Annotated in this window: 23 protein-coding genes; 15 read left to right on the top strand and 8 right to left on the bottom strand. The window is 59.4% G+C overall.

Translation table 11 applies throughout. The features are described 5' to 3' along the window. The first annotated feature begins 40 nt into the window (after positions 1–40). From PMI16_RS07705 to PMI16_RS07690, 4 genes are all read left to right on the top strand, one after another. Positions 41–877, top strand: coding sequence for a helix-turn-helix domain-containing protein (locus PMI16_RS07705; RefSeq protein WP_443134889.1), 837 nt, complete (start codon positions 41–43; stop codon positions 875–877). 109 nt (positions 878–986) lie between these two features. Further along, positions 987–1,604, top strand: coding sequence for a TetR/AcrR family transcriptional regulator (locus PMI16_RS07700; RefSeq protein ID WP_007878166.1), 618 nt, complete (start codon positions 987–989; stop codon positions 1,602–1,604). A 448-nt stretch (positions 1,605–2,052) separates the two neighbouring features. Next, the gene (locus PMI16_RS07695) at positions 2,053–2,748 is read left to right on the top strand and encodes a Pr6Pr family membrane protein (RefSeq protein WP_034379559.1); all 696 of its coding nucleotides are present in this window, start codon (positions 2,053–2,055) and stop codon (positions 2,746–2,748) included. Positions 2,749–2,939: 191 nt separating this feature from the next. Then, complete coding sequence (locus tag PMI16_RS07690) at positions 2,940–3,563, top strand: TetR/AcrR family transcriptional regulator (protein ID WP_007878162.1); 624 nt, start codon at positions 2,940–2,942, stop codon at positions 3,561–3,563. 81 nt (positions 3,564–3,644) lie between these two features. On the opposite strand, the gene PMI16_RS07685 is transcribed toward PMI16_RS07690, so the two are convergent. Continuing rightward, positions 3,645–3,956 carry a hypothetical protein gene (locus tag PMI16_RS07685; RefSeq protein ID WP_157212559.1) on the bottom strand — a complete coding sequence of 104 codons (312 nt, stop codon included), beginning with the start codon at positions 3,954–3,956 and terminating at the stop codon, positions 3,645–3,647. A gap of 83 nt (positions 3,957–4,039) precedes the next feature. On the opposite strand from PMI16_RS07685, the gene PMI16_RS07680 reads away from it, so the two are divergent. Beyond that, positions 4,040–4,426, top strand: a complete 387-nt coding sequence (locus PMI16_RS07680; RefSeq protein ID WP_007878161.1) for a hypothetical protein — start codon at positions 4,040–4,042, stop codon at positions 4,424–4,426. 402 nt (positions 4,427–4,828) lie between these two features. Further along, positions 4,829–7,477, top strand: coding sequence for a bifunctional diguanylate cyclase/phosphodiesterase (locus tag PMI16_RS07675; RefSeq protein WP_237719813.1), 2,649 nt, complete (start codon positions 4,829–4,831; stop codon positions 7,475–7,477). Between the two features lie 3 nt (positions 7,478–7,480). Here PMI16_RS07675 and PMI16_RS07670 read toward each other — a convergent pair whose 3' ends face one another. The 5 genes from PMI16_RS07670 to msrP form a co-directional block, all read right to left on the bottom strand. Then, positions 7,481–8,914 (bottom strand): YVTN family beta-propeller repeat protein, encoded by a 1,434-nt coding sequence (locus tag PMI16_RS07670; protein ID WP_007878159.1) that lies wholly within the window; start codon positions 8,912–8,914, stop codon positions 7,481–7,483. 81 nt (positions 8,915–8,995) lie between these two features. Beyond that, a complete protein-coding gene (locus PMI16_RS07665; RefSeq protein ID WP_443134888.1) occupies positions 8,996–9,352 on the bottom strand; it encodes a DUF305 domain-containing protein in 357 nt (118 codons plus the stop codon). 329 nt (positions 9,353–9,681) lie between these two features. Then, a complete protein-coding gene (msrA, locus tag PMI16_RS07660; protein WP_007878156.1) occupies positions 9,682–10,392 on the bottom strand; it encodes a peptide-methionine (S)-S-oxide reductase MsrA in 711 nt (236 codons plus the stop codon). Then, a complete protein-coding gene (locus PMI16_RS07655) occupies positions 10,389–11,063 on the bottom strand; it encodes a sulfite oxidase heme-binding subunit YedZ (protein WP_007878155.1) in 675 nt (224 codons plus the stop codon). The genes msrA and PMI16_RS07655 overlap by 4 nt, the downstream gene beginning before the upstream one ends. A gap of 13 nt (positions 11,064–11,076) precedes the next feature. Beyond that, a complete protein-coding gene (gene msrP, locus PMI16_RS07650) occupies positions 11,077–12,057 on the bottom strand; it encodes a protein-methionine-sulfoxide reductase catalytic subunit MsrP (RefSeq protein WP_007878154.1) in 981 nt (326 codons plus the stop codon). Between the two features lie 244 nt (positions 12,058–12,301). Between msrP and PMI16_RS07645 the strand changes: the two genes are divergently transcribed. Beyond that, on the top strand, positions 12,302–12,973 hold the full coding sequence (locus tag PMI16_RS07645) for a heavy metal response regulator transcription factor (protein ID WP_007878153.1): 672 nt from the start codon (positions 12,302–12,304) through the stop codon (positions 12,971–12,973). Next, positions 12,970–14,397, top strand: a complete 1,428-nt coding sequence (locus tag PMI16_RS07640) for a heavy metal sensor histidine kinase (protein ID WP_007878152.1) — start codon at positions 12,970–12,972, stop codon at positions 14,395–14,397. Before PMI16_RS07645 ends, PMI16_RS07640 begins: the two co-directional genes overlap by 4 nt. Here PMI16_RS07640 and PMI16_RS07635 read toward each other — a convergent pair whose 3' ends face one another. Further along, entirely contained in the window at positions 14,398–16,083 is a 1,686-nt protein-coding gene (locus PMI16_RS07635; RefSeq protein WP_007878151.1) for an ADP-heptose--LPS heptosyltransferase, read from the bottom strand. It lies immediately after the preceding gene. A 63-nt stretch (positions 16,084–16,146) separates the two neighbouring features. Between PMI16_RS07635 and PMI16_RS07630 the strand changes: the two genes are divergently transcribed. Genes PMI16_RS07630 through PMI16_RS07600 form a run of 7 tightly spaced genes read left to right on the top strand, consistent with a single transcriptional unit; the run spans position 16,147 to position 20,859 of the window. Then, the gene (locus PMI16_RS07630; RefSeq protein ID WP_034379539.1) at positions 16,147–16,350 is read left to right on the top strand and encodes a hypothetical protein; all 204 of its coding nucleotides are present in this window, start codon (positions 16,147–16,149) and stop codon (positions 16,348–16,350) included. A gap of 49 nt (positions 16,351–16,399) precedes the next feature. Next, entirely contained in the window at positions 16,400–17,038 is a 639-nt protein-coding gene (locus PMI16_RS07625; protein WP_007878150.1) for a GbsR/MarR family transcriptional regulator, read from the top strand. 3 nt (positions 17,039–17,041) lie between these two features. Further along, positions 17,042–17,344 carry a cytochrome oxidase putative small subunit CydP gene (gene cydP, locus PMI16_RS07620; RefSeq protein WP_007878148.1) on the top strand — a complete coding sequence of 101 codons (303 nt, stop codon included), beginning with the start codon at positions 17,042–17,044 and terminating at the stop codon, positions 17,342–17,344. Further along, positions 17,331–18,953: a cytochrome ubiquinol oxidase subunit I gene (locus PMI16_RS07615; protein ID WP_007878147.1), complete on the top strand. Its 1,623-nt coding sequence runs from the start codon at positions 17,331–17,333 to the stop codon at positions 18,951–18,953. The genes cydP and PMI16_RS07615 overlap by 14 nt, the downstream gene beginning before the upstream one ends. Positions 18,954–18,981: 28 nt before the next feature. Then, positions 18,982–20,124 carry a cytochrome d ubiquinol oxidase subunit II gene (gene cydB, locus PMI16_RS07610; protein ID WP_007878145.1) on the top strand — a complete coding sequence of 381 codons (1,143 nt, stop codon included), beginning with the start codon at positions 18,982–18,984 and terminating at the stop codon, positions 20,122–20,124. Positions 20,125–20,159: 35 nt separating this feature from the next. After that, positions 20,160–20,345 carry a cytochrome bd-I oxidase subunit CydX gene (cydX, locus tag PMI16_RS07605; RefSeq protein WP_007878143.1) on the top strand — a complete coding sequence of 62 codons (186 nt, stop codon included), beginning with the start codon at positions 20,160–20,162 and terminating at the stop codon, positions 20,343–20,345. 7 nt (positions 20,346–20,352) lie between these two features. Then, on the top strand, positions 20,353–20,859 hold the full coding sequence (locus PMI16_RS07600; RefSeq protein ID WP_007878141.1) for a DUF2867 domain-containing protein: 507 nt from the start codon (positions 20,353–20,355) through the stop codon (positions 20,857–20,859). A 35-nt stretch (positions 20,860–20,894) separates the two neighbouring features. Here the strand turns inward: PMI16_RS07600 and PMI16_RS07595 are convergent. After that, on the bottom strand, positions 20,895–21,344 hold a 450-nt coding region (locus tag PMI16_RS07595), incomplete at its 5' end, for a substrate binding domain-containing protein (RefSeq protein ID WP_157212557.1).

Genomic DNA, 21,344 nt, shown 5'->3' with positions numbered 1-21,344 from the left:
AATGTGAGGCCATGCATCGATACGCTATGATCGGCGCATGATGACGACACCTTCTCTTCCTGCCGCTCCCAGGGCCTCGACACCGGTCAGCGACATGCTGCGCGAATGGCGACTGCGCCGGCGCATGAGCCAGCTCGATCTCGCTTGCGAGGCGGAAATCTCGACGCGCCACCTGAGCTTTCTCGAAACCGGACGCTCGCAACCGAGCCGCGAAATGTTGCTGCGCCTGGCCGAGCGTCTGGAGATTCCTCTGCGCGAACGCAATGCCTTGCTGATGGCGGGCGGCTTTGCACCGCTGTTCCCGGAGCGCGCGCTGGACGATCCCGCCTTGCAGGCGGCGCGCAAGGCCATCGATCAGATCCTCACGGGGCATGAGCCGTTTCCGGCGCTGGCGATCGACCGTCACTGGAACCTGGTTTCCGCCAACCGCATCATTCCGCTGTTGCTGATCGGCGTCGACCCGGCGCTGCTGCAAGCGCCCATCAATGTGATGCGCCTGAGCCTGCATCCGCAGGGACTGGCGCCGCGCATCGCCAATTTTCCCGAATGGCGCCGGCACATGCTGGACCGCCTGCGCCAGCAGATCGCGCTAAGCGCCGATCCGGTCCTGATCGATCTGAACAAGGAATTGCATACGTATCCGACACCCGATCACGACGAGCAGGCGCACGAGCACGCGCTCTCGCCTTATGCCGCAGTGGCCGTGCCTTTCCAGTTGAACACGGCGCATGGGGTGCTTTCGTTTTTCAGCACGACGACCATTTTCGGCACGCCGGTCGACATCACTTTGTCGGAGCTCGCGATGGAATGCTTCTTCCCGGCCGATGCCGCGACGTCGGCGGCGCTGCAATTGCTGTTGCCGAAACAGGATGAATAATTTCCTCGCGACATTATTTGCGCCGGCCGACTACCGTAGTTCTACGCATCGCCGGCGATTTTTTTGAAAGCGCCTTTACATTTCGCACACATGTGCTAAATTAACGAGCATGGAAACCGTCATTACCCGTACAGCCAAAAGCGAACTCACCCTGGCCGCCATCGTCGACACTGCCCTGGAAATGGCGCAGAACGAGGGCCTGGAGGCTTTGTCGCTGGGCGAAGTCGCCAAGCGCCTCGGCATCAGCAAGAGCGGCGTGTTCTCGCGCGTCGGTTCGCGCGAGGCCCTGCAGCAGGCGGTGCTGGACGAATTCGACCGGCGTTTCGTGGAAGAAATCTTCAAACCCGCGATGGTGCTGCCGCGCGGATTGCCGCGCCTCAATTCAATGATCCGCAGCTGGCTGCGGCGCACCAGCAATGAGGTCGGCTGCCTGTATATTGCCGGCGCCTTCGAATACGACGACGTCGACAATCCGATGCGCGATCGCATCAAGAAGAACATCATGCAGTGGCGCGGCATGCTGCACCGGACGGTGGAACAGGCGCTGGAAGAAGGCCAGTTGCGCCCGGATACCGATCCGGAACAATTGGTGTTCGAGCTGTATTGCCTGATGGTCGGCCTGATGCACGATGCCCGCTTCCTGCGCGATCCCAAGGCGCTGGAGCGCGTCCAGACGGCTTACGACCGGCTGATTTCGACGTATCGCAGCTTCAATTATCACGGTTAGCTTGAGTCCGGCGTCGCTTCTCGACGGACCTGTCTTCAGGGAAGTCGTCGTTTGATCGTTTTTTAAATAAATTTCGCACTATCGTGCCAAACAAGGAGAGAATCATGTGGATCACCATCGGCGTCATCACGCTGCCCATCGGCGTATCGTTGCTTTTCCAAGTATTGCAAACCGTCAGACTAGTGCCGGACCAGAATGAAGACTTCGTCTTCGTCTGAGGTAATGCGCGCCGTTGCGCCATTGCATCGCTACCGGCATCGAATGCCGGCAACAAGCGCGCCTGAACCTGGCCAGCCAGCAAGAAGACTCCTCAGTACAGTCTAAGTAAGCAGGTGTAAAACGCCGTGAACAGACCTGCGTGCGGGAACAATATATGACGCACGCCGATCCATATCGTGATTCAATGCTCGCCGAGCCTTGCACGATCCTTCACTTTTGCCGCCTGCCGATGTCCACGCCCGAACCGACCTTGTCCGCTGAAATCTTCCCCGACCAGCAACTCTCCACCATTTCCTGCATGCTGGCGCTCGTCATTGCCGCCATCAGCTGGTTTGCCCTGAGCGCGCAGACCGACATCACCATCGACCGCGTGCTGGTGCACGGCATGACCGTGATGGATGGCGTGGCGCGTTTGTCGAGCTATCTGACCAATCTCACGATCCTGCTGAGCGCAGTCGGTTTTTCCGCGCTGGCGCTGCCCGGCGGCAACCCGGTCAGCCGTTTTTTCCGCAAGCCGCAAGTCATCACGGCGATCGTGGCTTACATGATTTTCGTCGGCATCGCTTATAACCTCCTGCTGCGCCAGCTGTGGCAGCCGACCGGCTTTCGCGCGCTGGTCAACGAGAGCCTGCATACGGTGACGCCGCTGCTGTCGATGGTGTATTGGATTTTCTTCGTGCCGCGCTTCCAGCCCAGCCTGAAAAAGAGTGTGCTGTGGCTGATCTATCCGCTCTCCTATCTGTTCATTACCTTGTGGCGCGGCGGCATGTCCGGCTTCTATCCCTATCCATTCATCAACGTCAACGAGCTCGGCTATCCGCACGTGCTGCTCAACGCAGCGGGATTGCTGGCGGGCTTCCTGATGCTGATGGGCTTGCTGATCGTCATCAACGAATCCGGGAAGACTTTGTTTCTGCGACGCTGAACGCACCGGACGAGTCATTCCGCCCCGAGAATTTCCCCATGACAATTCTCGAACACAAGCGAGAAGACGAATCATTCGAGACGGTATGTAAAAAAATGTTATGAAAAATTGTCGCCGGAGCCGTTTCTTTCTCAAGTTGTGACATATGCGACCGATATAGGCTGTAGACAGCGCACTACCTTTATTGGAGCATGACCATTTCTCTCACCTATATGCCTGATCCCGCTACAGGCAGACGCCGCAATCCTGCAACCCATGACGCCATTCTCGACGCCACGGGTGTCCTGCTGGATGAAATCGGGTTCGACAAGCTTTCGCTGGAAGGCGTGGCTGCGCGCGCAGGTGTGGGCAAGGCGACGATTTATCGCTGGTGGCCCAACAAGAGTTCGCTGGCGATGGAAGCCTTGCTGCGCGAAGCCGGCCCCGACGTCGCCTTCCCCGAAACGGAATCGGCGCGCCACGACATCGAGAACCAGATCCGCAAGCTGGCCAAGCTGTATCGCGGCAAAACCGGTCGCGTGGTGTGCGAAATGATCGGCCTGTCGCAGTTCGACGCCGAAACCATGCGCCTCTTCAACGACAACTACCTCGATCCGCGCCGCGGTGCCGTCAAACAAGTATTGCTGCGCGGCATCAAAAATGGCGAATTCAAGGAAGACCTCGACTTCGACGTCATCTTCGACCTGCTTTACGGTCCCATCATTCAGCGCATGCTGATGCGCCATGCCGGTATCGACGAGCGTCATATCGATCTGCATGTCGCCCTGGTGCTGGACGGCATCACCCCTGCAAAACCAAAAAGCGAATTAATTTAACAACATTCTCGTAAGTTTTATTGCGTCGTAGGAATTTTGCACCTAAAATTCAAGACGAAACGTATCGTCTTGTTTTTCCTATTACATAACAAACTTGTCTGCCAGGGTTGTTGCGGGGTCATTTTTACTCGCAATGAGAAGGGGCGGATCTGACACCTCAGCGAGAACCGTAAATGCCTTGTCACCGTTTGGCTGCTTCCGGTCAGCCAGAGCACTGCATGCACTTGCGCCGTACGCCGGTGCTTTCGTTTGCGCCGCAGCTTGCATCACCCTGTCGCGGCCGCCAGTCCATTTACCGAGTTTGCCGATTTTCACACGCCCGTTTGCCTGGCCGACGGCGCCTTGGTATTTGCCATGGCCGGGACGCTTACCTGTCGACGCGATTGCTGCCATGACGTAATCCCATGCAATAGCGCTGCGAAGAAATAAGAAACCAAACAAATTCAATCAAGCCAGTTTGCAAATGCGGGGGCACCATGCAGAACGATGTCGCTAACCATACCGTCACGCTGACCAATCACCACAACGGCCGCGAAGAACGCAAGGACCACAACGACCACTACAATGCGGCGCGCTCCGACCATTCTTGCCGCGTGCGCGTGTATCGCACCTGGTTCTTCTGGAGCTTCGTCCTGATTCCGGTTCTGGTCGTGCTCGGCTGGACCCAATATGTCACCATCAAGGGGCCCGTCCCCTGGCTCGGCCTTGGCGACGTGCAGCACGCCGGACACTGGAGCGAATGGATGCGCTACTACGTCTGGCTGCAGTTGGTCTGGCTGCCTGCCAACATGGTGATCTTCCTGATCTGGTGCGCGCTCGGCGTCAGGATCTGGAACTGCAAGAGAATGTCCCGCCAGCACTGATCACTGAAAACCACATCGGAGGCAACGCTGCTTCGGCGCCTCCGGTTTGTCGGAACGGCGCCGGCGAATCTGCATCCGGCAAAAAAATGGCAAGCCCATCATGCGGACAACGCGTCCATCCGTTTGCGCAGACATAACGGCGCCGCGCTCGATTCTCATGCCTCGCAGAATCATATAAACAAGCGGGAACGTTTCTATATAATCGTCCACCAATATACAAAATATTTTCTACATTAATTTGAAAAATCAGTGAATTGAAGAATCGCACCACCCGGGCCGATTACGCATCATGTGCCATCGCATCACAATGGGACAACACTCTATAAGCAGACGACAGTGAAGAAGCGTTTACTCAAAGTTCTCAGTATTCTTGCGTGGCCTCTCGGCTGCCTGCTTCTGGCCATGTTGATGTGGTCCCTGCTACTATCCCGGCTCGGCGAACGCGAAGCGGAGATCGGCAAGACGGCGATGCAAGAAGCGCGCGCGCACTCGAAGTCCTATGCCGAACAACTGGCGCGTTCGGTTTCGCAGATCGACCAGATCACGCTCAATCTCAAGTATTACTGGGCCTACACCAACGGTCACCTCAGTGTTGAAGACCAGCAACGGCAAGGTCTCTATCCGACTTCGGCCTTGCTGTACGCCACCATCTCCGATCGCGACGGCGCGTTGAAGACCAGCTCCCTGCCGCTCAAAGATCTTGTCAGCGTGGCCGAGCGCGATTACTTCATCACCCACAAAACCCAGCCGCACAGCGGATTGCTCATCAGCAATCCTTCCGTCGGTTTGCGTTCGCAGCGTACGCTGATCCGTTTTTCGCGCCGCCTGGATGCCGCCGACGGTTCTTTCGACGGCCTGGTGATGGTGGCCGTGGAGCCGGCCTTCCTTGCGCCGTCGCAAGACGACTCCGCCATCGGCAGAAATGACTTCATGGCGCTGTTCAAACGGGACGGCGGACCACTGGTCTCGCGCACCGCCGAAGCGACCATGGCCCAACAAAACATGTTCAAGTCTTTACCCGCATTCGAAGGCGACAACGGCGCCAGCGTCATGCCCGGCGCCCTGTTCAACGACGGCGAAGAACGCATCGTTTCCTGGCATGCGCTGCGCGACTATCCGCTGCTTGCCGTGACCGGCATGTCGACCGGAGACATCTACGCCTCCTTCCGCGAGCGCGCCAGCGACTACACCGTGATCGCGACCGCCTGCTCCGTCTTCCTGGCGATTTGCGCCGTGGTCGGCACGCTGCTGTCGCTGCGCCTGGCGATCCGCAAGCGCGAAGCCGAAAAGGCGCGCGAAGCCTACGGCATCGTCACCGAGGGGGGCAACGACGGCTTCTATATGTGGCGCGCCGTGCGCAACAAGGAAGGCGCAGTGATCGACTTCGAAGTGCTCGATTGCAATGAGCGCGGCGCCGCCGTGTTCGACAAGAACAAGGCCGAGTTCATCGGCAGCTACATGTCGGGATACTATTCGCCCGCCTATTTCGCCAAGCTGTTGCCGACATTCCGGCAAGCCATGGAGCTCGGCTACTACGAAGACGAATACATGATCCCCGACGACAGCCCGCTGACCACGACCTGGCTGTATCGCAAGATGGTGCGCAACAAGCTGGGCCTGGTGATCACCGTGCGCGACGTCAGCGAAGCCAAGGCGCATGAGCTGGCCCTGCTCGAACAGATCAACACCGATGATCTGACCGGCCTGCACAACCGCCATTGGGTCATCAATCATCTGCACAAGGTGCTCAACGACGCCGCCAGCGAGCGGCGCGGCTTTGCCGTGCTGTTTCTCGACCTGGACGATTTCAAGAACATCAACGACACCATGGGCCACTCCAGCGGCGACATGCTCCTGCAATCGGTCACGCAACGGCTGCAGGACCTGCTTGCCGCCGACGTCCGATCCGCCGCCTCGGCGTCCGACAGTCCGCTCCGGCAGTTCCCGATGAAAAATGAACTGGTTCGCTTCAGCGGCGATGCCTTCACCATCATCCAGCAGCAAAGCGGCAGCATCGAAGACGCGGCGCAACTGGCGGAAAGCATCCTGCAAGCCTTCTCCCGTCCGATCATGCTGCCCAACCAGAGCGTCCTGCAAGTCAGCCTGTCGATCGGCATCAGCATGTACCCGCGCGACGGCGACAGCGTCGATGCCTTGCTCAAGCATGCCGACACCGCCATGAACGCGGCAAAATCGGATGGCAAGAAGCGTTTCCGCTTCTATCAGCCGCAATTGTCCGAACGCCTGCAAGTCAAACTGGAAAATGAAACCGCCCTGCGCCTGGCGATCGAGCGCGATGAATTCGTCCTGCACTTCCAGCCGCGCGTCAATACCGCGAGCGGCGAGTTCTGCAGCATGGAAGCGCTGGCGCGCTGGCAGCATCCGGTGCGCGGCATGGTGTCGCCACTGGAATTCATCCCGATTGCGGAAGAAACCGGCCTGATCCTCAGACTGGGCGAACTGATCATCCGCAAGGCCTGCGCGCAACTGGCGCAGTGGAAAGCGGAAGGATTGCCGGCGTTGCCGATGTCGGTCAACGTCTCGTCGCGCCAGCTCAACCAGGGCAATCTCAATACCATCATCGCCACCGCGATCCGGGACTACGTCATCGATCCGGCGCAGATGGAAATCGAACTGACCGAATCCTGCATGATGGCCGACACGCTGGAGATCGCCGAAGAACTGGCGTCCTTCCAGGAGCTCGGCATCAAGCTGCTGGTCGACGATTTCGGCACCGGTTATTCGTCGCTGTCGCAGCTGCAGCGGCTCGACCTCGACGTGCTCAAGGTCGACAAAGCCTTCACCGCGGAACTGGGCATGCGCGCCGAAGGCGAAGTGTTCTTCAACGCCATCGTCTCAATGGCGCACGCCCTGCACATGACCGTGGTGGCCGAAGGCGTGGAAACCGGGCAGCAATTGCAACTGCTGCAGGCGCTCGGCTGCGACGAGGTGCAGGGTTACTACATCTCGCATCCGCTGCCCGCGGCGGAAATCCCAGGGCTGATGCGTCGCCGCTTCCTGTTCCCGGTCTCTCCGCTCACGCCGGCCTGATTTCTACTTCGCTTCGACCAGCACCGCCCTGGCGGCATCGGCGGGTTGATTGCCTTCCATCACGATGATGCGGCCGGCGCCGGCGGCAGCAGATACTCCCGGCGCTGCCGATGTCGCAGGTTCGCGCAAAGGACCGATCGCCGTGCCGTTGGCGACGCCCTTCGCATCCGTGACGAAACGCGCGACCGGCGCCGGCTGGCCATCCAGATAGACGCTGTAAGTGGTCTGGGGCTTGAGCTTGAACAGCGACACTTCCAGTGCGTCAATCACGCCCAGATTGCGCGATACGACGAAACCGCGCGCCAGGTCTGACGACTGCGCTGTCGACTGCGCTGCCGATTGCACCACCGGCTGCAGGCGAATATTGAGCGGATCGCTGTTGACGCGCGCCACCAGGTTGGCCGTGCCGTCATCCGCACCCACCACATGCGACAGATACACCAGCGCTTGCGGCGCCTGTCCGCCGCCGACATGCGCGATCACCTTGTTGCCGGCCGGATCGATGACTTCGACGCCGTCGCCGTTTTCCAGTCCCACATAGATGCGGCTGCTGTCATCGGCAGTCCAGATCCCGTGCGGCAACGCGCCGGTCGGAATCGTCGCCACCAGTTTCGCCGCCTTGTCGGTGGTGAATGCCTTGACCACGTTCTCGCCGCCTATCGTCACATACGCCAGCACTTTGCCGTCGACCTTGGCGAAGGCCAGATGGTTGGTGATGAAGCCGGTGTCGATGACGCCGATGACCTCCAATGTTTTGGTGTCGATGCGCGTGACCTTGCCGACGTCCTTGTGCGTCATCCACATTTCCTTGTAGTCCGGCGTGAACTGAAGGAAAGGCGAAAACGGACTGACCACATCGATCTTCTTGACGACCTGGTGCGTCTGGACGTCGATGACGTCGACTTGCGGCGTGAAGCTCGACACCGCAAACGCCAGTTTGCCGTCCGGCATGAACTGCACCATGCCCGGACCGACACCGGTCTGGATACGGCGCGTTTCCTTGAAGCTGACCGGATCGATCACCGAGATGTAATCCTCGCCGCGCACCACCACCCAGACTTCCTTGCCGTCGGCGCTGAAGAAACCTTCATGCGGCGAACGACCGACATAGGTGATGCCCTTGACCCGATTGGTGGCCGTGTCGATGAAAGTCACCGAGTTGGAACCGTTGGAAATCACCAGCAAGGTCTTGTGGTCCGGCGAAAAACCCATGCCGTGCACGTTGATCTGCCCCTTGTACAGCGGCGACAGTACATCGGGACGCGGATTGCCCAGACGGATCTGGCCGACCAGGGTGTTGGTCGCCGGGTTGATCACGGTCACGGTGTTGCTGTTCTGGTCGGCGGTATAAACGCGATCCTGCGCCGACGGCAAGGCCCATGCCGCCTGGGCAAACAATATGGACACCGCGCTGGCGATGAGAGAGATTTTTTTCATGTCGATGTTGTCCCTGATGTTGGTATGAGGCGAATAAAGAAGCAAATAAGAAGCGAATAAAAGAAGCAACTGCGTGAAAATCTATTTGTCCGTCTTGTCGCCATGCCGTTGCAGCCATGCCTGCATGACGCGGATTTCGTTCTGCTGTTCGGTGATGATGCCGAGTGCGAGATTGCGGATTTCCGGATCGTCGGAATACAGCAGCACCGCTTTCGCCATGTCCACTGCTCCCTGGTGATGCGGCATCATCATGGTGATGAAATCATGCTCGGCATTGCCGTTCATCGGCGCATGCGTCATGCCGTGATCCATGACGGCCATGGCATCGTCCATCAAACCGGCAAAGGGTTTTGCGGTGCTGGCGATGAAGACCGGTGCCGCATCTTTAGAAGCAACGGCGGCCGGCTCCGCGCCATGGTGATGATGCATCCCCTGCATTGCTTGCATTCCTTGCATATCCTGGGCAATGGCGTTGCTACCGGGGCATAAGAAAACAGCCGCCATGACTACCGAACCGGCGACCACGGCCGCTGCGGCGACGTGACGGTGCGGCCGCATCAAACGGTCCAGACGACTCGCTGTCGTCAATATTGTTTGCATTGAAATCTCCTCTTTTTTGTTGATCGCATCGATGCAGCCTTGCAGGCGAACTCGCCTGCAAGCAGCACATATCAACAGTCTAGAAGCCGGACCGGGTTAAACGGATGACAAAGCAGTGACAAATTTGTCATGCTTCCGCCCGAGTGAGCGGAAGCCGTCGGGACAAATCAATTGCGGAAGACGGTGACCGGCGCGGCGCGATAGTCGGAGGGATACATCTGTTTGAAATTCTCGATCTTGGGCAGATCGTAGCGCGCGATATAGCCTTGTTGCGGATGCAGCGTGGCGAAATCTTGATGGTAGTCTTCAGCAGGATAGAAGGCCGTCGGTTGCAGCGGCGTCAGCTGCGTAACGATGCGCGCAGGATAGACCTTGGCCGCATCGAGCTGGGCGATGTAGTCGGCCGCGATGCGCTTCTGGTCATCGTTCTGATAAAAGATCGCGGAACGGTATTGCGTGCCCATATCCGGTCCCTGGCGATTGAGCTGCGTCGGATCGTGCACGACGGAGAAATAGATTTGCAGGATCTTGCCGTACGAAATCTTGCGCGGATCGAAGGTCACCTTGACCGACTCGGCATGTCCGGTGGAGCCGGAACCAACCATGTCGTAGCGTGCATTTTCCTTGCTGCCGCCGGCGTAACCGGACACGGCGCTGGTCACGCCGAGCGTGTGCTGGAACACCGCCTGCACGCCCCAGAAGCAACCGCCCGCCAGGACTACGGTTTCAGTAGTCGCACTCGTTGCTGCCGGCACGCTTTTCGGCGCGGGAATCTTGAAGGCCGATTCCGCCGCTTGCGACGACGATATCTGCATGGTCAATGCCGCTGCCGCCAACAGCAGGAGAAAACCGTTTTTTTTAAATTGTGCTTTCATCATTTACTCTCTTCCACTAAACCTGCACCGGCATCGCGCCGGGAAAACAATTGCGCCAGCTGCTGACGATTTTTTTGCGACAGGATGCGCATCAGCAGCAAGGCCGCCACGATGGTCGCAAACAATATCGGTTGCGCCAATACATTTTTCCCGGCCTTGACCCACCAGAAATGCAGCACGCCCAGCGGCACGATCACATAGGTCAGGCGATGCAGCCATTGCCAGCGCTTGCCGCCGAGCCGGCGCACCATCGCATTGGTGCTGGTGATCGCCAGCGGAATCAGCAACGCGAATGCCAGTACGCCGACGGTGATGAAAGGACGCTTGACGATGTCCTTCCACATTTCCTGAAAGTCGAAGAAATGATCCAGCCAGAAGAAGATCGTGAAATGCAGGAACACGTAGAAGAACGCATACAAGCCCAGCATGCGGCGCAGACGCACCAGCCAGTTCCATCCCGTCAGGCGGCGCAGCGGCGTGACCGCCAGCGTGATCGTCAAAAAGTACAGTGCCCAGTCGCCTGTATTGCGCGTGATGAATTCGATCGGATTGGCGCCGAGCTTGTCGAGGAAGACGAACAGCACCAGCCGCGCCAGCGGCATCAAGGCCAGCACGAACAAGACGTTGCGCAGGTACAGGACCTGCCGCGTCGAGAGAGTTTTCAATGCGTTCATCTTCCCGTCCTGCTTAAAAATACTTCTTGAGATCCATGCCGGTGTACAAACCCGCAACGTCGTTGTAGCCGTTGAACATCAGCGTCTTGCGCTTGCGGGCGAAAAAGCCGTCTTCGCCGATGCGGCGCTCGGTGGCCTGCGACCAGCGCGGATGATCGACGTTGGGATTGACGTTGGAATAAAAACCGTATTCCTGCGCGGCGTACATGTTCCAGGCGGTCTTCGGTTGCTCCTTGAGGAAGCGGATCTTGACAATGGACTTGGCCGATTTGAAACCGTACTTCCATGGCACCACGACGCGCACCGGCGCACCGTTCTGGTTCGGCAGCACTTCGCCGTACATGCCCAGCGTCAGCAAGGTCAGCGGATGATTGGCCTCATCCATGCGCAAGCCTTCCGTGTACGGCCATTGCAGGATAGGATCGGACAAGCCCGGCATCTGCTTCTTGTCGGCCAGCGTGACGAATTCGATGTATTTGGCGTTGCCGGTCGGATCGGCCTTCTTGATCAGCGCCGACAGCGAATAGCCGATCCAGGGAATCACCATCGACCAGCCTTCCACGCAGCGCAGGCGATAAATGCGCTCTTCCAGCGGTGCCAGCTTGGTCAGCGCATCGAGGTCCAGCGTGAACGGCTTTTTCACTTCGCCTTCGATGCTGACGGTCCAGGGATTGGTTTTGAGCGTGCCGGCAGTTTTAGCCGGATCGGCCTTGTCGGTGCCGAACTCGTAGTAATTGTTGTAGGTCGTCGCATCCTGATAGGCTGTCGGCTTGTCCATCACGGCATAGGAACTGTTAAGCTTGGCCGCCAGTTTGCGCGCCGTGGCCGATTGCGCGAATGCGCTGCCGGCCCCAGCCAGCCCCAGACCGCTGCCGGCGATTGCTCCTATCGCCATTTTGGCGATGAAGGCGCGACGCGAGGCAAAGACCTCCCGCGGCGTAATCTCCGAAGCGAGAGGAATATCGATCTGGTCTGGACGGATTTTGATCAGCATGGCGTTTTCCTGAAATAATGGATGAATTAAGTCTATTGCTCTGGAGCACCCGGGATTCGGCATGCGCTCCCCGACAAATCATAGCCCGGAAGACACGAAGACTTTTGTCTCACTATCATCCTATGGCATGCGCAGTGTCATCAACATGGCATTTTGATGACAAATTTGTCATCCAGCGGCCGATGCCGAGTTGCTAGAATGCCCCGACGCAACTGAACAACCAAGCACTCACCTGGAATCCCGTATGGCCATCCTTGTCATCGAAGACGACCCCAAAACCGGCGACTACCTCAAAAAAGGCTTGCGCGAGTCCGGCTACACGGTCGATCTGGCGCGCAACGGTACCGACGGTCTGCACATGGCGATGGAACAGGAATACGACCTGGTCGTGCTGGACGTCATGCTGCCCGGCACCGACGGCTGGCAAGTAATGAGCGCCCTGCGCGCCAAGCGCGACCTGCCGGTGATCTTCCTCACCGCGCGCGATCAGGTCGACGACCGCATCCGCGGACTGGAACTGGGCGCCGACGACTATCTCGTCAAACCCTTCTCCTTCACCGAGCTGGTGCTGCGCATCCGCACCCTGCTGCGGCGCGGCGTCACGCGCGACGCCGAGGTGTACCAGGTCGCCGACCTGCAGCTGGACCACGTGCGCCACAAGGTGACGCGGCAAGGCGTCAACATCGTGCTGACCAACAAGGAATTCCTGCTGCTGCACCTGCTGATCAAGCGCCGCGGCGAAGCCTTGTCGCGCTCGGTGATCGCCTCGCAGGTGTGGGACATGAATTTCGACAGCGACACCAACGTCGTCGACGTCGCCGTCAAGCGGCTGCGCGCCAAGATCGATGCGCCTTTCGAGAAGAAGCTGATCCACACCGTGCGCAGCATCGGCTACATGTTTTCGGAAACGCCATGAAAGTCAGCATGAAACCGTGGCGGTCCTGGACGCTGGCCTTCCGCGTCAGCGCCCTGTTCGCGCTGATCGCCTGCCTGGTCGTCACCGGCCTGGGCATGTATCTCTACAACTCGGCCAGGCAGTCGCTGGAAATCCGCGCCGACTACACGCTGATCGGCCGCGTCGAACATTTCCGCAACCTGCTGCACGACCTCTACAACGTCGAACAGATGGAGCAGCGTCCGGCGCTGTTCGAAAGCATGCTCGGCAACGAGCAGGACGTGCGCATCTTCCGCCGCCAGGGCGAAGCGCCTTTCATCAACATCAATCCCGACAACCTGACGCCGCCGCCGATGAAACCGGTAGCCATCGGCATGCCGCTGGCGATCACCTCGCTGCATGACGGCATGCGCGCCGATGGCGTACGCGTGCGCTGGGTGGCCGCGCTGGCCGACGTCGGCAATCACAACGACACGGTGGAAATCGTCGCCGCCTACGTCATGACGCAAGAGTCGCGCATGATGACGGTCTACCTCTGGCGCGTCGTCGCGGCGGTCGCCCTGACGGTGCTGTTGACTGCGGCACTAGGTTTTGTTGTACTGCGTCGCGACCTGATGCCGCTCACTCGCATGAGCAAGCGCGCCGCCGAAATCACGCCGGCAAGTCTAAGCACCCGCCTGCGCGAAGAAGATGCGCCGGCCGAATTGCGCCAGCTCGCCAGCGCCTTGAACGCCATGCTCGATCGCCTGGAAAACGGCTACGAACATCTGTCGCAATTCTCCGCCGACCTGGCGCACGAGATCCGCACGCCGGTCAACATCCTGATGGGCCAGACGCAGGTCACGCTGGGCAAACGCCGCAACGCCGAAGAATACGAACAGCTGCTGGAATCGAATCTGGAAGAACTGACGCGCCTGTCGCGCATCATTGAAAACATCCTGTTCCTGGCGCAGGCCGACCATGCCGACCTCACCGTCGACCGCACGCCGATAGCGTTGGCCGACGAGTTGCACAAGATCGCCGACTACTTCGAAGGCGTCGCGGCCGAACGCGACATGCATTTTGAAGTCAACGCGAATCAGGGCGTCGCCTGCCGCGCCAACCTGATCATGTGGCGACGCGCGGTCAGCAATCTGGTGGTCAACGCCGTGCGCTATGGAGAAAAAGGAACCGCGATCCGCATCGTCGTGCAAACCACGACCGAAGGCGTCAGGATCGCCGTCGAAAATCGCGGCACGCCGATGACCCAGCAACAGATGGAACGCATGTTCGACCGTTTCTACCGTGGCGACAAATCACGCAGCGAATACACCGAGTCCAACGGACTTGGCCTGGCCATCGTCAAGGCCATCATGACGCTGCATGGCGGGACTGCTGAGGTGACGTGTACTGTGGATGGATGGATCAGTTTCAGCCTGTTCTTCCCGGCGGAGCGGCAAGACTGATCAGTTCTTTTGCGCAGACGTCGCGATCAGGGCCTGACGCACGCGTCCAATGACTTCATCCCAATCGCCGGTGGTCGCCTGCCTGAACAAGCTTGCCGACGGATACCACGGACTGTCGCTGCGATCCAGAAACCAGCGCCAGTCAGCCGCCTTCGACAGCAATATCCACACCGGCACGCCGAGCGCTCCGGCCAGATGGATTGCAGCCGTATCGACGCCGATGACGAGATCGAGATTGGCGATCAATGCGGCAGTGTCGTCGAATGCGCGCAATTGCGGCGCTGGCCAGAGCATGGCGGGATTGGCTTGCAGGAAAGCTTCGTCGCTCCGGCGAATTTCAGGCTGCAACAGGATGAATTCGATGTCGTCGCTCACTGCAAGCAGAGGAGCGAAATGCTCCAGCGCAATCGAGCGGCGCCAGTCGTTGTGGTTGCCTGCGTTGCCGGAGCAGACGATGCCGACGCGCCCAACGCGCCCGACACGCAAATGCTTTTTTGCTGCGAGCGAGACCTGCCATTGCGCCTGCTTCGATGTGTCTGCATGCAAATAGGATGACCGCGACGGAATCGTTTCCAGCGTAGTGCGGAATACACCCGGCAAACTCATCAGCGGCAATTGCAGATCGACCCGAGGAATGGCGTCGCCGATGGAGATGGGCTGAATGCGGCCGTTGGAGGCCAGCGTTTCCATCAGTTTCTTCAACGTTGCAGGAACTTCCAGCACGACCTGCGCGCCGAGCTCTGCAACTTGTTGCGCATAGCGGCAAAAGTGGATGGTGTCGCCCAGCCCCTGCTCCGCCCACAACAAAATCGTCTTGCCGCTGACTTCATGCGATCCGTTCCAACGGGGGATGTCCTGATGCCGGGCAGGATCGGCAAGCTCGCCCTGCCAGCGCGATTCGTACAACGGCCACGCGCTGTCGAGCATGCCCAGCGTCAGCCTGGTCAGCGCCAGATTGACGCTGGAGTCGGCATCGCCGGGCTGCAGCGCGAGCGCCTTTTCACTGCCGGCAATGGATTCTTCGTAACGGCACAGACGACTCAGCACCGCCGCGCGGCATGCCCATGCATCGGCCGATTGCCGATTCATCGACAGCACCTGGTCGATGCATGTCAGTGCATCCTCGTTGCGATGCAGGCGGTACAGCGTCAATGCCTCATCCAGGCGGTATTGCACGTTGTCCGGCGCCAGTGCGCGCGCTTGTTGGATACTGTACAAGGCATCGGCATGGCGTTGCAGTCGTCCGAGCGCTACCGCGTGGCGATGCCAGATGTCTGCCTTTTCCGGCGCGAGACGCAAGGCGTGTTCCAGGGTCTGCAAGGCTTCCTCGTGGCGTTGAGCATCCTGCAGCAACAAGGCGGCGGCCACGTAGATGTCGGCGTGCTGCACGCCGGATGCGATCAGTTGCAGATACAGGCTCAGCGCTTCCGGGCGCCTCCCGGCTTCATAAAAAACACGTCCGAGTTTGTAGCTGACGGCCAGATCCCCGGGCTTGAGCGCCAGTGCGCGGGCATACCAGTCGATTGCCTGATCGTGCAGACCAAGGCCGGCGGCCACGGCGCCGGACAAATGCAGCAGATTGAAATCGGCGGCGCCCAGCGTGAGCGGTTGCAAAATGGCGTGCGCCGCTTCCAGCTTGCCGTGCTGGAAATACAGATAGGCTTGGGCAATGGCGTCGTTATTCATGCGCCGGATGTTAACACGCGTTCGCCTTGCGCTGCTTCCAGGACTGCATCGTCAGGATCAAGCGTGCGAAACAGCGCCTTTCCCGCTGATACCCGCCCGGATCGCGAACAATTCAAGAAAAACGATATATCGCAATTTGTCGCGGTCGGTTTTGCGACTCATTGGCGCATTGCCGGCTTATTGCGCGGCATGTTGGCGATAAACCGCATTCCCATGATCTGGCGCAAAGCTTTGCGCGAACCTTTGCGCAATACTCCGATTGTCTAAATTTTCGAATTGTCGTATATTTCAGTAATTACTGAAAATTCAAAACATCATGGAACCGAATACACTCAGCCCGCTGATGCAGCGCTTCATCCTCCACTTCGGCGAAATGGGCAGCCGCTGGGGCATCAATCGCACCGTCGGGCAGATTTACGCCTTGCTGTATGTGCAGGCAAGACCGCTCAATGCCGACGAGATCGCCGAATATCTGGGCTTTTCGCGGTCGAATGTCAGCATGGGCCTGAAAGAACTGCAATCCTGGCGGCTGGTGAAACTGCTGCATCAGCCCGGCGACCGCCGCGAGTATTTCGAGCCGCCCAAGGATATCTGGGACATTTTCAAAGCCTTGCTGGAAGAGCGCCGTCGCCGTGAAATCGAGCCGACGCTGTCGATGCTGCGCGACGCGCTGCTGGAAACCCCAGCCAATCCGGACGACAAGCACGCGCAAAAACGCATGCGCGAAATGTACGACCTGATCGAACTGTCCAGTTCCTGGTTCGACGACGTGCAGCGCCTGTCGCCGGAAACGCTGTCATCGCTGATGAAAATGGGCTCGAAGATCAAAAAATTGCTGGACGTCAAGGATAAATTCCGTTTTAGTAGCGATAAAACCGGCGACAAGGCTGCGGATAAAAACAAAGCCGGCAAGGACGCAACTGCAGAGTTTTCCGAATCTCCCGCGAAGGAGTGAAGAATGCCCAGGCCCTCATGGTTGTTCCGTATTCATCGCCTGTCCCGCCTGCCCCGTCTTACGCAACTGCCGCTCGGTGCTGAAATCGCGTTGATCCTGCTGGTCAAGATTGCGATCCTGACCGTGCTGGCGAAAACCTTTTTCTCTGAACCGCAAGCCAAAAAGATGCGCATGCCCACCGAACAAGTGGAGCTGCATCTGCTGGCGCCGGCCACCGCTGCAACCTCAGCAACCGCAGCAACAATCACGACCGGCGCCGTCACCACATTTACTTCCACTCTCGAGGTCACCCATGCTTCCCATTGACGAGGTCGTCAGTCTGTCGCGGCTGCAGTTTGCCGTGACGGCGTTGTATCACTTCCTGTTCGTTCCGCTTACCCTCGGCCTGTCCTGGATTCTGGTCATCATGGAATCCGTCTATGTCATGACCGGCAGTCCCGTCTACAAGGACATGACGCGCTTCTGGGGCAAGCTGTTCGGCATCAACTTCGCCATGGGCGTGGCCACCGGCATCACGCTGGAGTTCCAGTTCGGCACCAACTGGTCGTATTACTCGCACTATGTCGGCGACATCTTCGGCACGCCGCTGGCGATCGAGGGCATGGCGGCGTTCTTCCTCGAATCGACCTTCGTCGGCTTGTTCTTCTTCGGCTGGGACCGCCTCTCGCGCGTGCAGCATTTGCTGGTGACCTTCCTGGTGGCGCTCGGCTCCAGCCTGTCGGCCTTGTGGATCCTGATCGCCAACGGCTGGATGAACAATCCCGTCGGCGCGGAATTCAATTTCGAAACCATGCGCATGGAACTGGTCAGCATGACCGACGTGATCTTCAATCCGGTGGCGCAGGTGAAGTTCGTGCACACCGTGGCGGCGGGTTATGTGACGGCATCGATGTTCGTGCTGGGCGTGTCGGCGTACTACCTGCTCAAGGCGCGCGACACCCAGTTCGCCTTGCGCTCGTTTGCCGTCGCCGCCGGCTTCGGCCTGGCGTCGACCTTGTCGGTGATCGTGCTCGGCGATGAATCCGGCTACACCGCCGGCGAAGTCAACAAGGTCAAGCTGGCCGCCATCGAAGCCGAATGGGAAACCCACCCTGCCCCTGCCGGCATCACAGTGTTCGGCATGCCGGACAGCAAGAACGAACGCACCGACTATGCATTCAAAGTCCCCTATGTGCTGGGATTGATTGCGACACGTTCGACCGACACGCCGGTGGTCGGCATCAAGGACCTGAAGAAGGAACACGAAGTGCGCATCCGCAACGGCATGCTCGCCTACGCCGCACTGACGCGCCTGAAGTCGGGCGACAAATCACCGGCGGCGCGCGCTGACTTCGACAAGCTCAAGCACGACCTCGGTTACGGTTTGCTGTTGAAGAAGTACACGCCGAACGTCATTGACGCCACGCCGGAACAGATCGCCAAGGCGGTCGACGACACCATCCCGAATGTGGCGCCGCTGTTCTGGTCGTTCCGCGGCATGGTGGCGCTGGGCATGTTGTTCCTGTTCATCTTCGCGACCTCGTTCTACTTCCTGATCCGCAAGCAGCTGGCGCCGCAACGCTGGCTGCTGCGCCTGGCGGTGTTCAGCATTCCGCTGCCGTGGATCGCCGCGGAACTGGGCTGGATCGTTGCCGAATACGGCCGTCAGCCATGGACTATTGCCGGCATCCTGCCGACGCATCTGTCGGCGTCGACCTTGCAGCCCTCGAGCCTGTACTTCAGCCTGGCCGGATTCATCCTGTTCTATACCTTCCTGCTGGTGGTCGAGATGGTGCTGATGGTGAAGTATGCCAAGCGCGGCCCGAGCAGCCTGCATACCGGCAAATACCACTGGGAGCTGCTGGACAAGAAACCGGCCAACCTGCCTCCGTCGGCCGTCGGCAAGCGCCCGCCGCTACCGAAACCAAGCCGTTGATTGCAGCAGAATACCCAAGGAAACAATCATGATCTTCGATTACGAAACTTTAAAAATCATCTGGTGGGCATTCGTCGGCGTGCTGATCATCGGCTTCGCCCTGACCGACGGCTTCGATTTCGGCGTCGGCATGATGCTGCCCTTCGTCGGCAAAACCGATGCCGAGCGCCGCGTGCTGATCAATTCCATCGGCCCGACCTGGGAAGGCAACCAGACCTGGTTCATCACCGCCGGGGGCGCCACCTTCGCGGCCTGGCCGCTGGTGTATGCGACGGCGTTTTCGGGCTTTTACATTGCGCTGATGGTGCTGCTGTTTTCGCTGTTCTTCCGTCCGGTCGGCTTCGACTATCGCAGCAAGGTCGCCGATCCGCGCTGGCGCAATGCTTGGGACTGGGGCCTGTTCGCCGGCGGCATCGTGCCGCCGCTGATCTGCGGCGTGGCGTTCGGCAACCTGTTGCTGGGCGTGCCCTTCCACTACGACGACACCATGCGGGTGGAATACACCGGCAACTTCTTCCAGCTGCTCAATCCTTTCGGCCTGCTGGCCGGCCTGCTGAGCGTGGCGATGCTGCTCACGCATGGCGCGACCTTCGCGATGGTGAAGACCGAAGCCGAGATCGCAGCGCGCGTGCGCAAGATCGCCATCTATGCGTCGCTGGCCACGCTCGTTCTGTTCGTGATCGGCGGCTACTGGGTGGCGCGCGGCATCGACGGTTACAGCATCACCTCCATGCCGAGCGCCAACACCGCCTTCATGCCGCTGGCGAAGACGGTGGAAATCACCTCGGGCGCCTGGATGGACAACTACGTGCGCTGGCCCGAGACCAGGGCGATTCCCGTCGTCGCCATCGTGGCGCTGTTGCTGGTTGCATTGTTCGGCGCATGGCGCAAGGCGCGTCTGGCCTTCATCTGCAGCGGGGTTGCAGTGGCCGGCATCATCCTGACGGCAGCGACCGCGATGTTCCCGTTCATCCTGCCGTCGTCGCTGGATCCGCGCAGCAGCCTGACGGTGTGGGATGCCGTGTCGAGCCAGAAGACGCTGGGCATCATGTTCTGGCTGGTGCTGTTCTTCCTGCCGCTGATCATGCTGTACACGGCCTGGGTCTATCGCGTGATGCGCGGCAAGGTGACGCTCAAGCACATTGCCGACAACGAACACACCGCTTATTAACTCACTGATTAATTTATTCGGAGAAGGAGAACATCATGTGGTATTTCGCCTGGATACTCGGCGTCGGCCTGGCGCTGGCCTTCGGCATCATCAACGTCATGTGGCTGGAAGCCAACTACGCCTTCGGCCGCCGCAAGGAAGACGAAACCAACGAACGCTTCGCGTCCGCCAGCGCCAAAGCCGAGCTGGCCAGAAAACGTCCCGCTCCCGGCACAAAGTGAGGCAAAAATGAACACCGCCTCCGCCCGCCTCGTCGCCACCGATCCGGCGCTGTTGCAAGCGCTGGCCGGCGCCGGTTTTGCCGATACCTTCCAGATTGCCCTGACCGACGAACAAGGCCGTTTGTCGGCCGGCGAGCTGACGCGGCAAATGTTCAGCCGCACGCCGGAATGGGTATCGCTGCTGTTGGCGACCCGCAATCGTATCGTTGCGCTGTTTGGCCTGAAGCAGGCCGACTTGCATATCGAGGGAGATGCATCGTCAACATCGTCATCGGTCGCGGGCGTTCCCGTGGTGGAGCAAAGCGACGAGCAGGTGCAGCTCGGCTTTGACGACAAGCACCTGGATTTCCGGATCTGGGTGCGGCGTGAACCCGGCACATCGGAGTTGTCGGCGCAGCTGAAAGTGACGACGGTAGTACGCACCAATCAATTGCTCGGGCGTGTTTATCTTGAGGTGATCAAACCATTTCACCGATGCATCGTGCCGGCGATGCTGAATCGCTTGCGCCGCTAAAGCACGCAAATAAGACAATCCGCCATGGCGCGCCTTCAGCGTGCTTGTCGCACAGAACCGTTCCAACGTTTTTCATAGTCGACGCTCCTGAAATGCTCGACCAGGAAATCGATGAAAACACGCACCTTGCCCGGCAGGTGCCGTCGGTTTTGATAGGCAATGTTGATCGCCAATACCGGCAGCTCCCAGTCCGGCAAGATCCTGATCAATCTCCCCGCTTCGAGGTCGTCATGCACGATATAGGTCGGCTGCACCAGAATGCCCAGGCCATCGAGCGCGGCTGCACGCAGGATCTGACCGTCGTTGGCTTCCAGCAGTTGTCGCACGCGCACGCACACGTTCGTCCCCTTGCTCTTGCCCTTGCGCGTGAAGCGCAGCTCGTTCATATGGTTGGCGTGGGTGTAGAGCAGCAGTTTGTGGCGCGTCAGTTGATCCGGCGTGGCGGGTATGCCGTGTTGCTGCAGATAGGCTGGCGCAGCCGCCAG

It is taken from the genome of Herbaspirillum sp. CF444, from assembly GCF_000282135.1.
Classification (GTDB): Bacteria; Pseudomonadota; Gammaproteobacteria; order Burkholderiales; family Burkholderiaceae_D; genus Herbaspirillum.
Note: the sequence above shows the minus strand (reverse complement) of the source record. Positions and strands in the feature narration are given on the sequence as shown.

What these genes read in the sequence shown, in the direction of transcription:
- msrP (WP_007878154.1), bottom strand. Translation starts at nt 12,057, where the DNA reads ATGCTGATCAAAATCCGTCCAGACCAGATCGATATTCCTCTCGCTTCG.
- PMI16_RS07690 (WP_007878162.1), top strand. Translation starts at nt 2,940, where the DNA reads ATGACCATTTCTCTCACCTATATGCCTGATCCCGCTACAGGCAGACGC.
- PMI16_RS07700 (WP_007878166.1), top strand. Translation starts at nt 987, where the DNA reads ATGGAAACCGTCATTACCCGTACAGCCAAAAGCGAACTCACCCTGGCC.
- PMI16_RS07635 (WP_007878151.1), bottom strand. Translation starts at nt 16,083, where the DNA reads ATGAATAACGACGCCATTGCCCAAGCCTATCTGTATTTCCAGCACGGC.
- PMI16_RS07600 (WP_007878141.1), top strand. Translation starts at nt 20,353, where the DNA reads ATGAACACCGCCTCCGCCCGCCTCGTCGCCACCGATCCGGCGCTGTTG.
- PMI16_RS07655 (WP_007878155.1), bottom strand. Translation starts at nt 11,063, where the DNA reads ATGAACGCATTGAAAACTCTCTCGACGCGGCAGGTCCTGTACCTGCGC.
- PMI16_RS07685 (WP_157212559.1), bottom strand. Translation starts at nt 3,956, where the DNA reads ATGGCAGCAATCGCGTCGACAGGTAAGCGTCCCGGCCATGGCAAATAC.
- PMI16_RS07615 (WP_007878147.1), top strand. Translation starts at nt 17,331, where the DNA reads ATGCTTCCCATTGACGAGGTCGTCAGTCTGTCGCGGCTGCAGTTTGCC.
- PMI16_RS07645 (WP_007878153.1), top strand. Translation starts at nt 12,302, where the DNA reads ATGGCCATCCTTGTCATCGAAGACGACCCCAAAACCGGCGACTACCTC.
- cydB (WP_007878145.1), top strand. Translation starts at nt 18,982, where the DNA reads ATGATCTTCGATTACGAAACTTTAAAAATCATCTGGTGGGCATTCGTC.
- PMI16_RS07665 (WP_443134888.1), bottom strand. Translation starts at nt 9,352, where the DNA reads ATGCAGGGGATGCATCATCACCATGGCGCGGAGCCGGCCGCCGTTGCT.
- PMI16_RS07680 (WP_007878161.1), top strand. Translation starts at nt 4,040, where the DNA reads ATGCAGAACGATGTCGCTAACCATACCGTCACGCTGACCAATCACCAC.
- PMI16_RS07625 (WP_007878150.1), top strand. Translation starts at nt 16,400, where the DNA reads ATGGAACCGAATACACTCAGCCCGCTGATGCAGCGCTTCATCCTCCAC.
- cydX (WP_007878143.1), top strand. Translation starts at nt 20,160, where the DNA reads ATGTGGTATTTCGCCTGGATACTCGGCGTCGGCCTGGCGCTGGCCTTC.
- PMI16_RS07705 (WP_443134889.1), top strand. Translation starts at nt 41, where the DNA reads ATGACGACACCTTCTCTTCCTGCCGCTCCCAGGGCCTCGACACCGGTC.
- PMI16_RS07675 (WP_237719813.1), top strand. Translation starts at nt 4,829, where the DNA reads ATGTTGATGTGGTCCCTGCTACTATCCCGGCTCGGCGAACGCGAAGCG.
- msrA (WP_007878156.1), bottom strand. Translation starts at nt 10,392, where the DNA reads ATGATGAAAGCACAATTTAAAAAAAACGGTTTTCTCCTGCTGTTGGCG.
- PMI16_RS07670 (WP_007878159.1), bottom strand. Translation starts at nt 8,914, where the DNA reads ATGAAAAAAATCTCTCTCATCGCCAGCGCGGTGTCCATATTGTTTGCC.
- PMI16_RS07640 (WP_007878152.1), top strand. Translation starts at nt 12,970, where the DNA reads ATGAAAGTCAGCATGAAACCGTGGCGGTCCTGGACGCTGGCCTTCCGC.
- PMI16_RS07695 (WP_034379559.1), top strand. Translation starts at nt 2,053, where the DNA reads ATGTCCACGCCCGAACCGACCTTGTCCGCTGAAATCTTCCCCGACCAG.
- cydP (WP_007878148.1), top strand. Translation starts at nt 17,042, where the DNA reads ATGCCCAGGCCCTCATGGTTGTTCCGTATTCATCGCCTGTCCCGCCTG.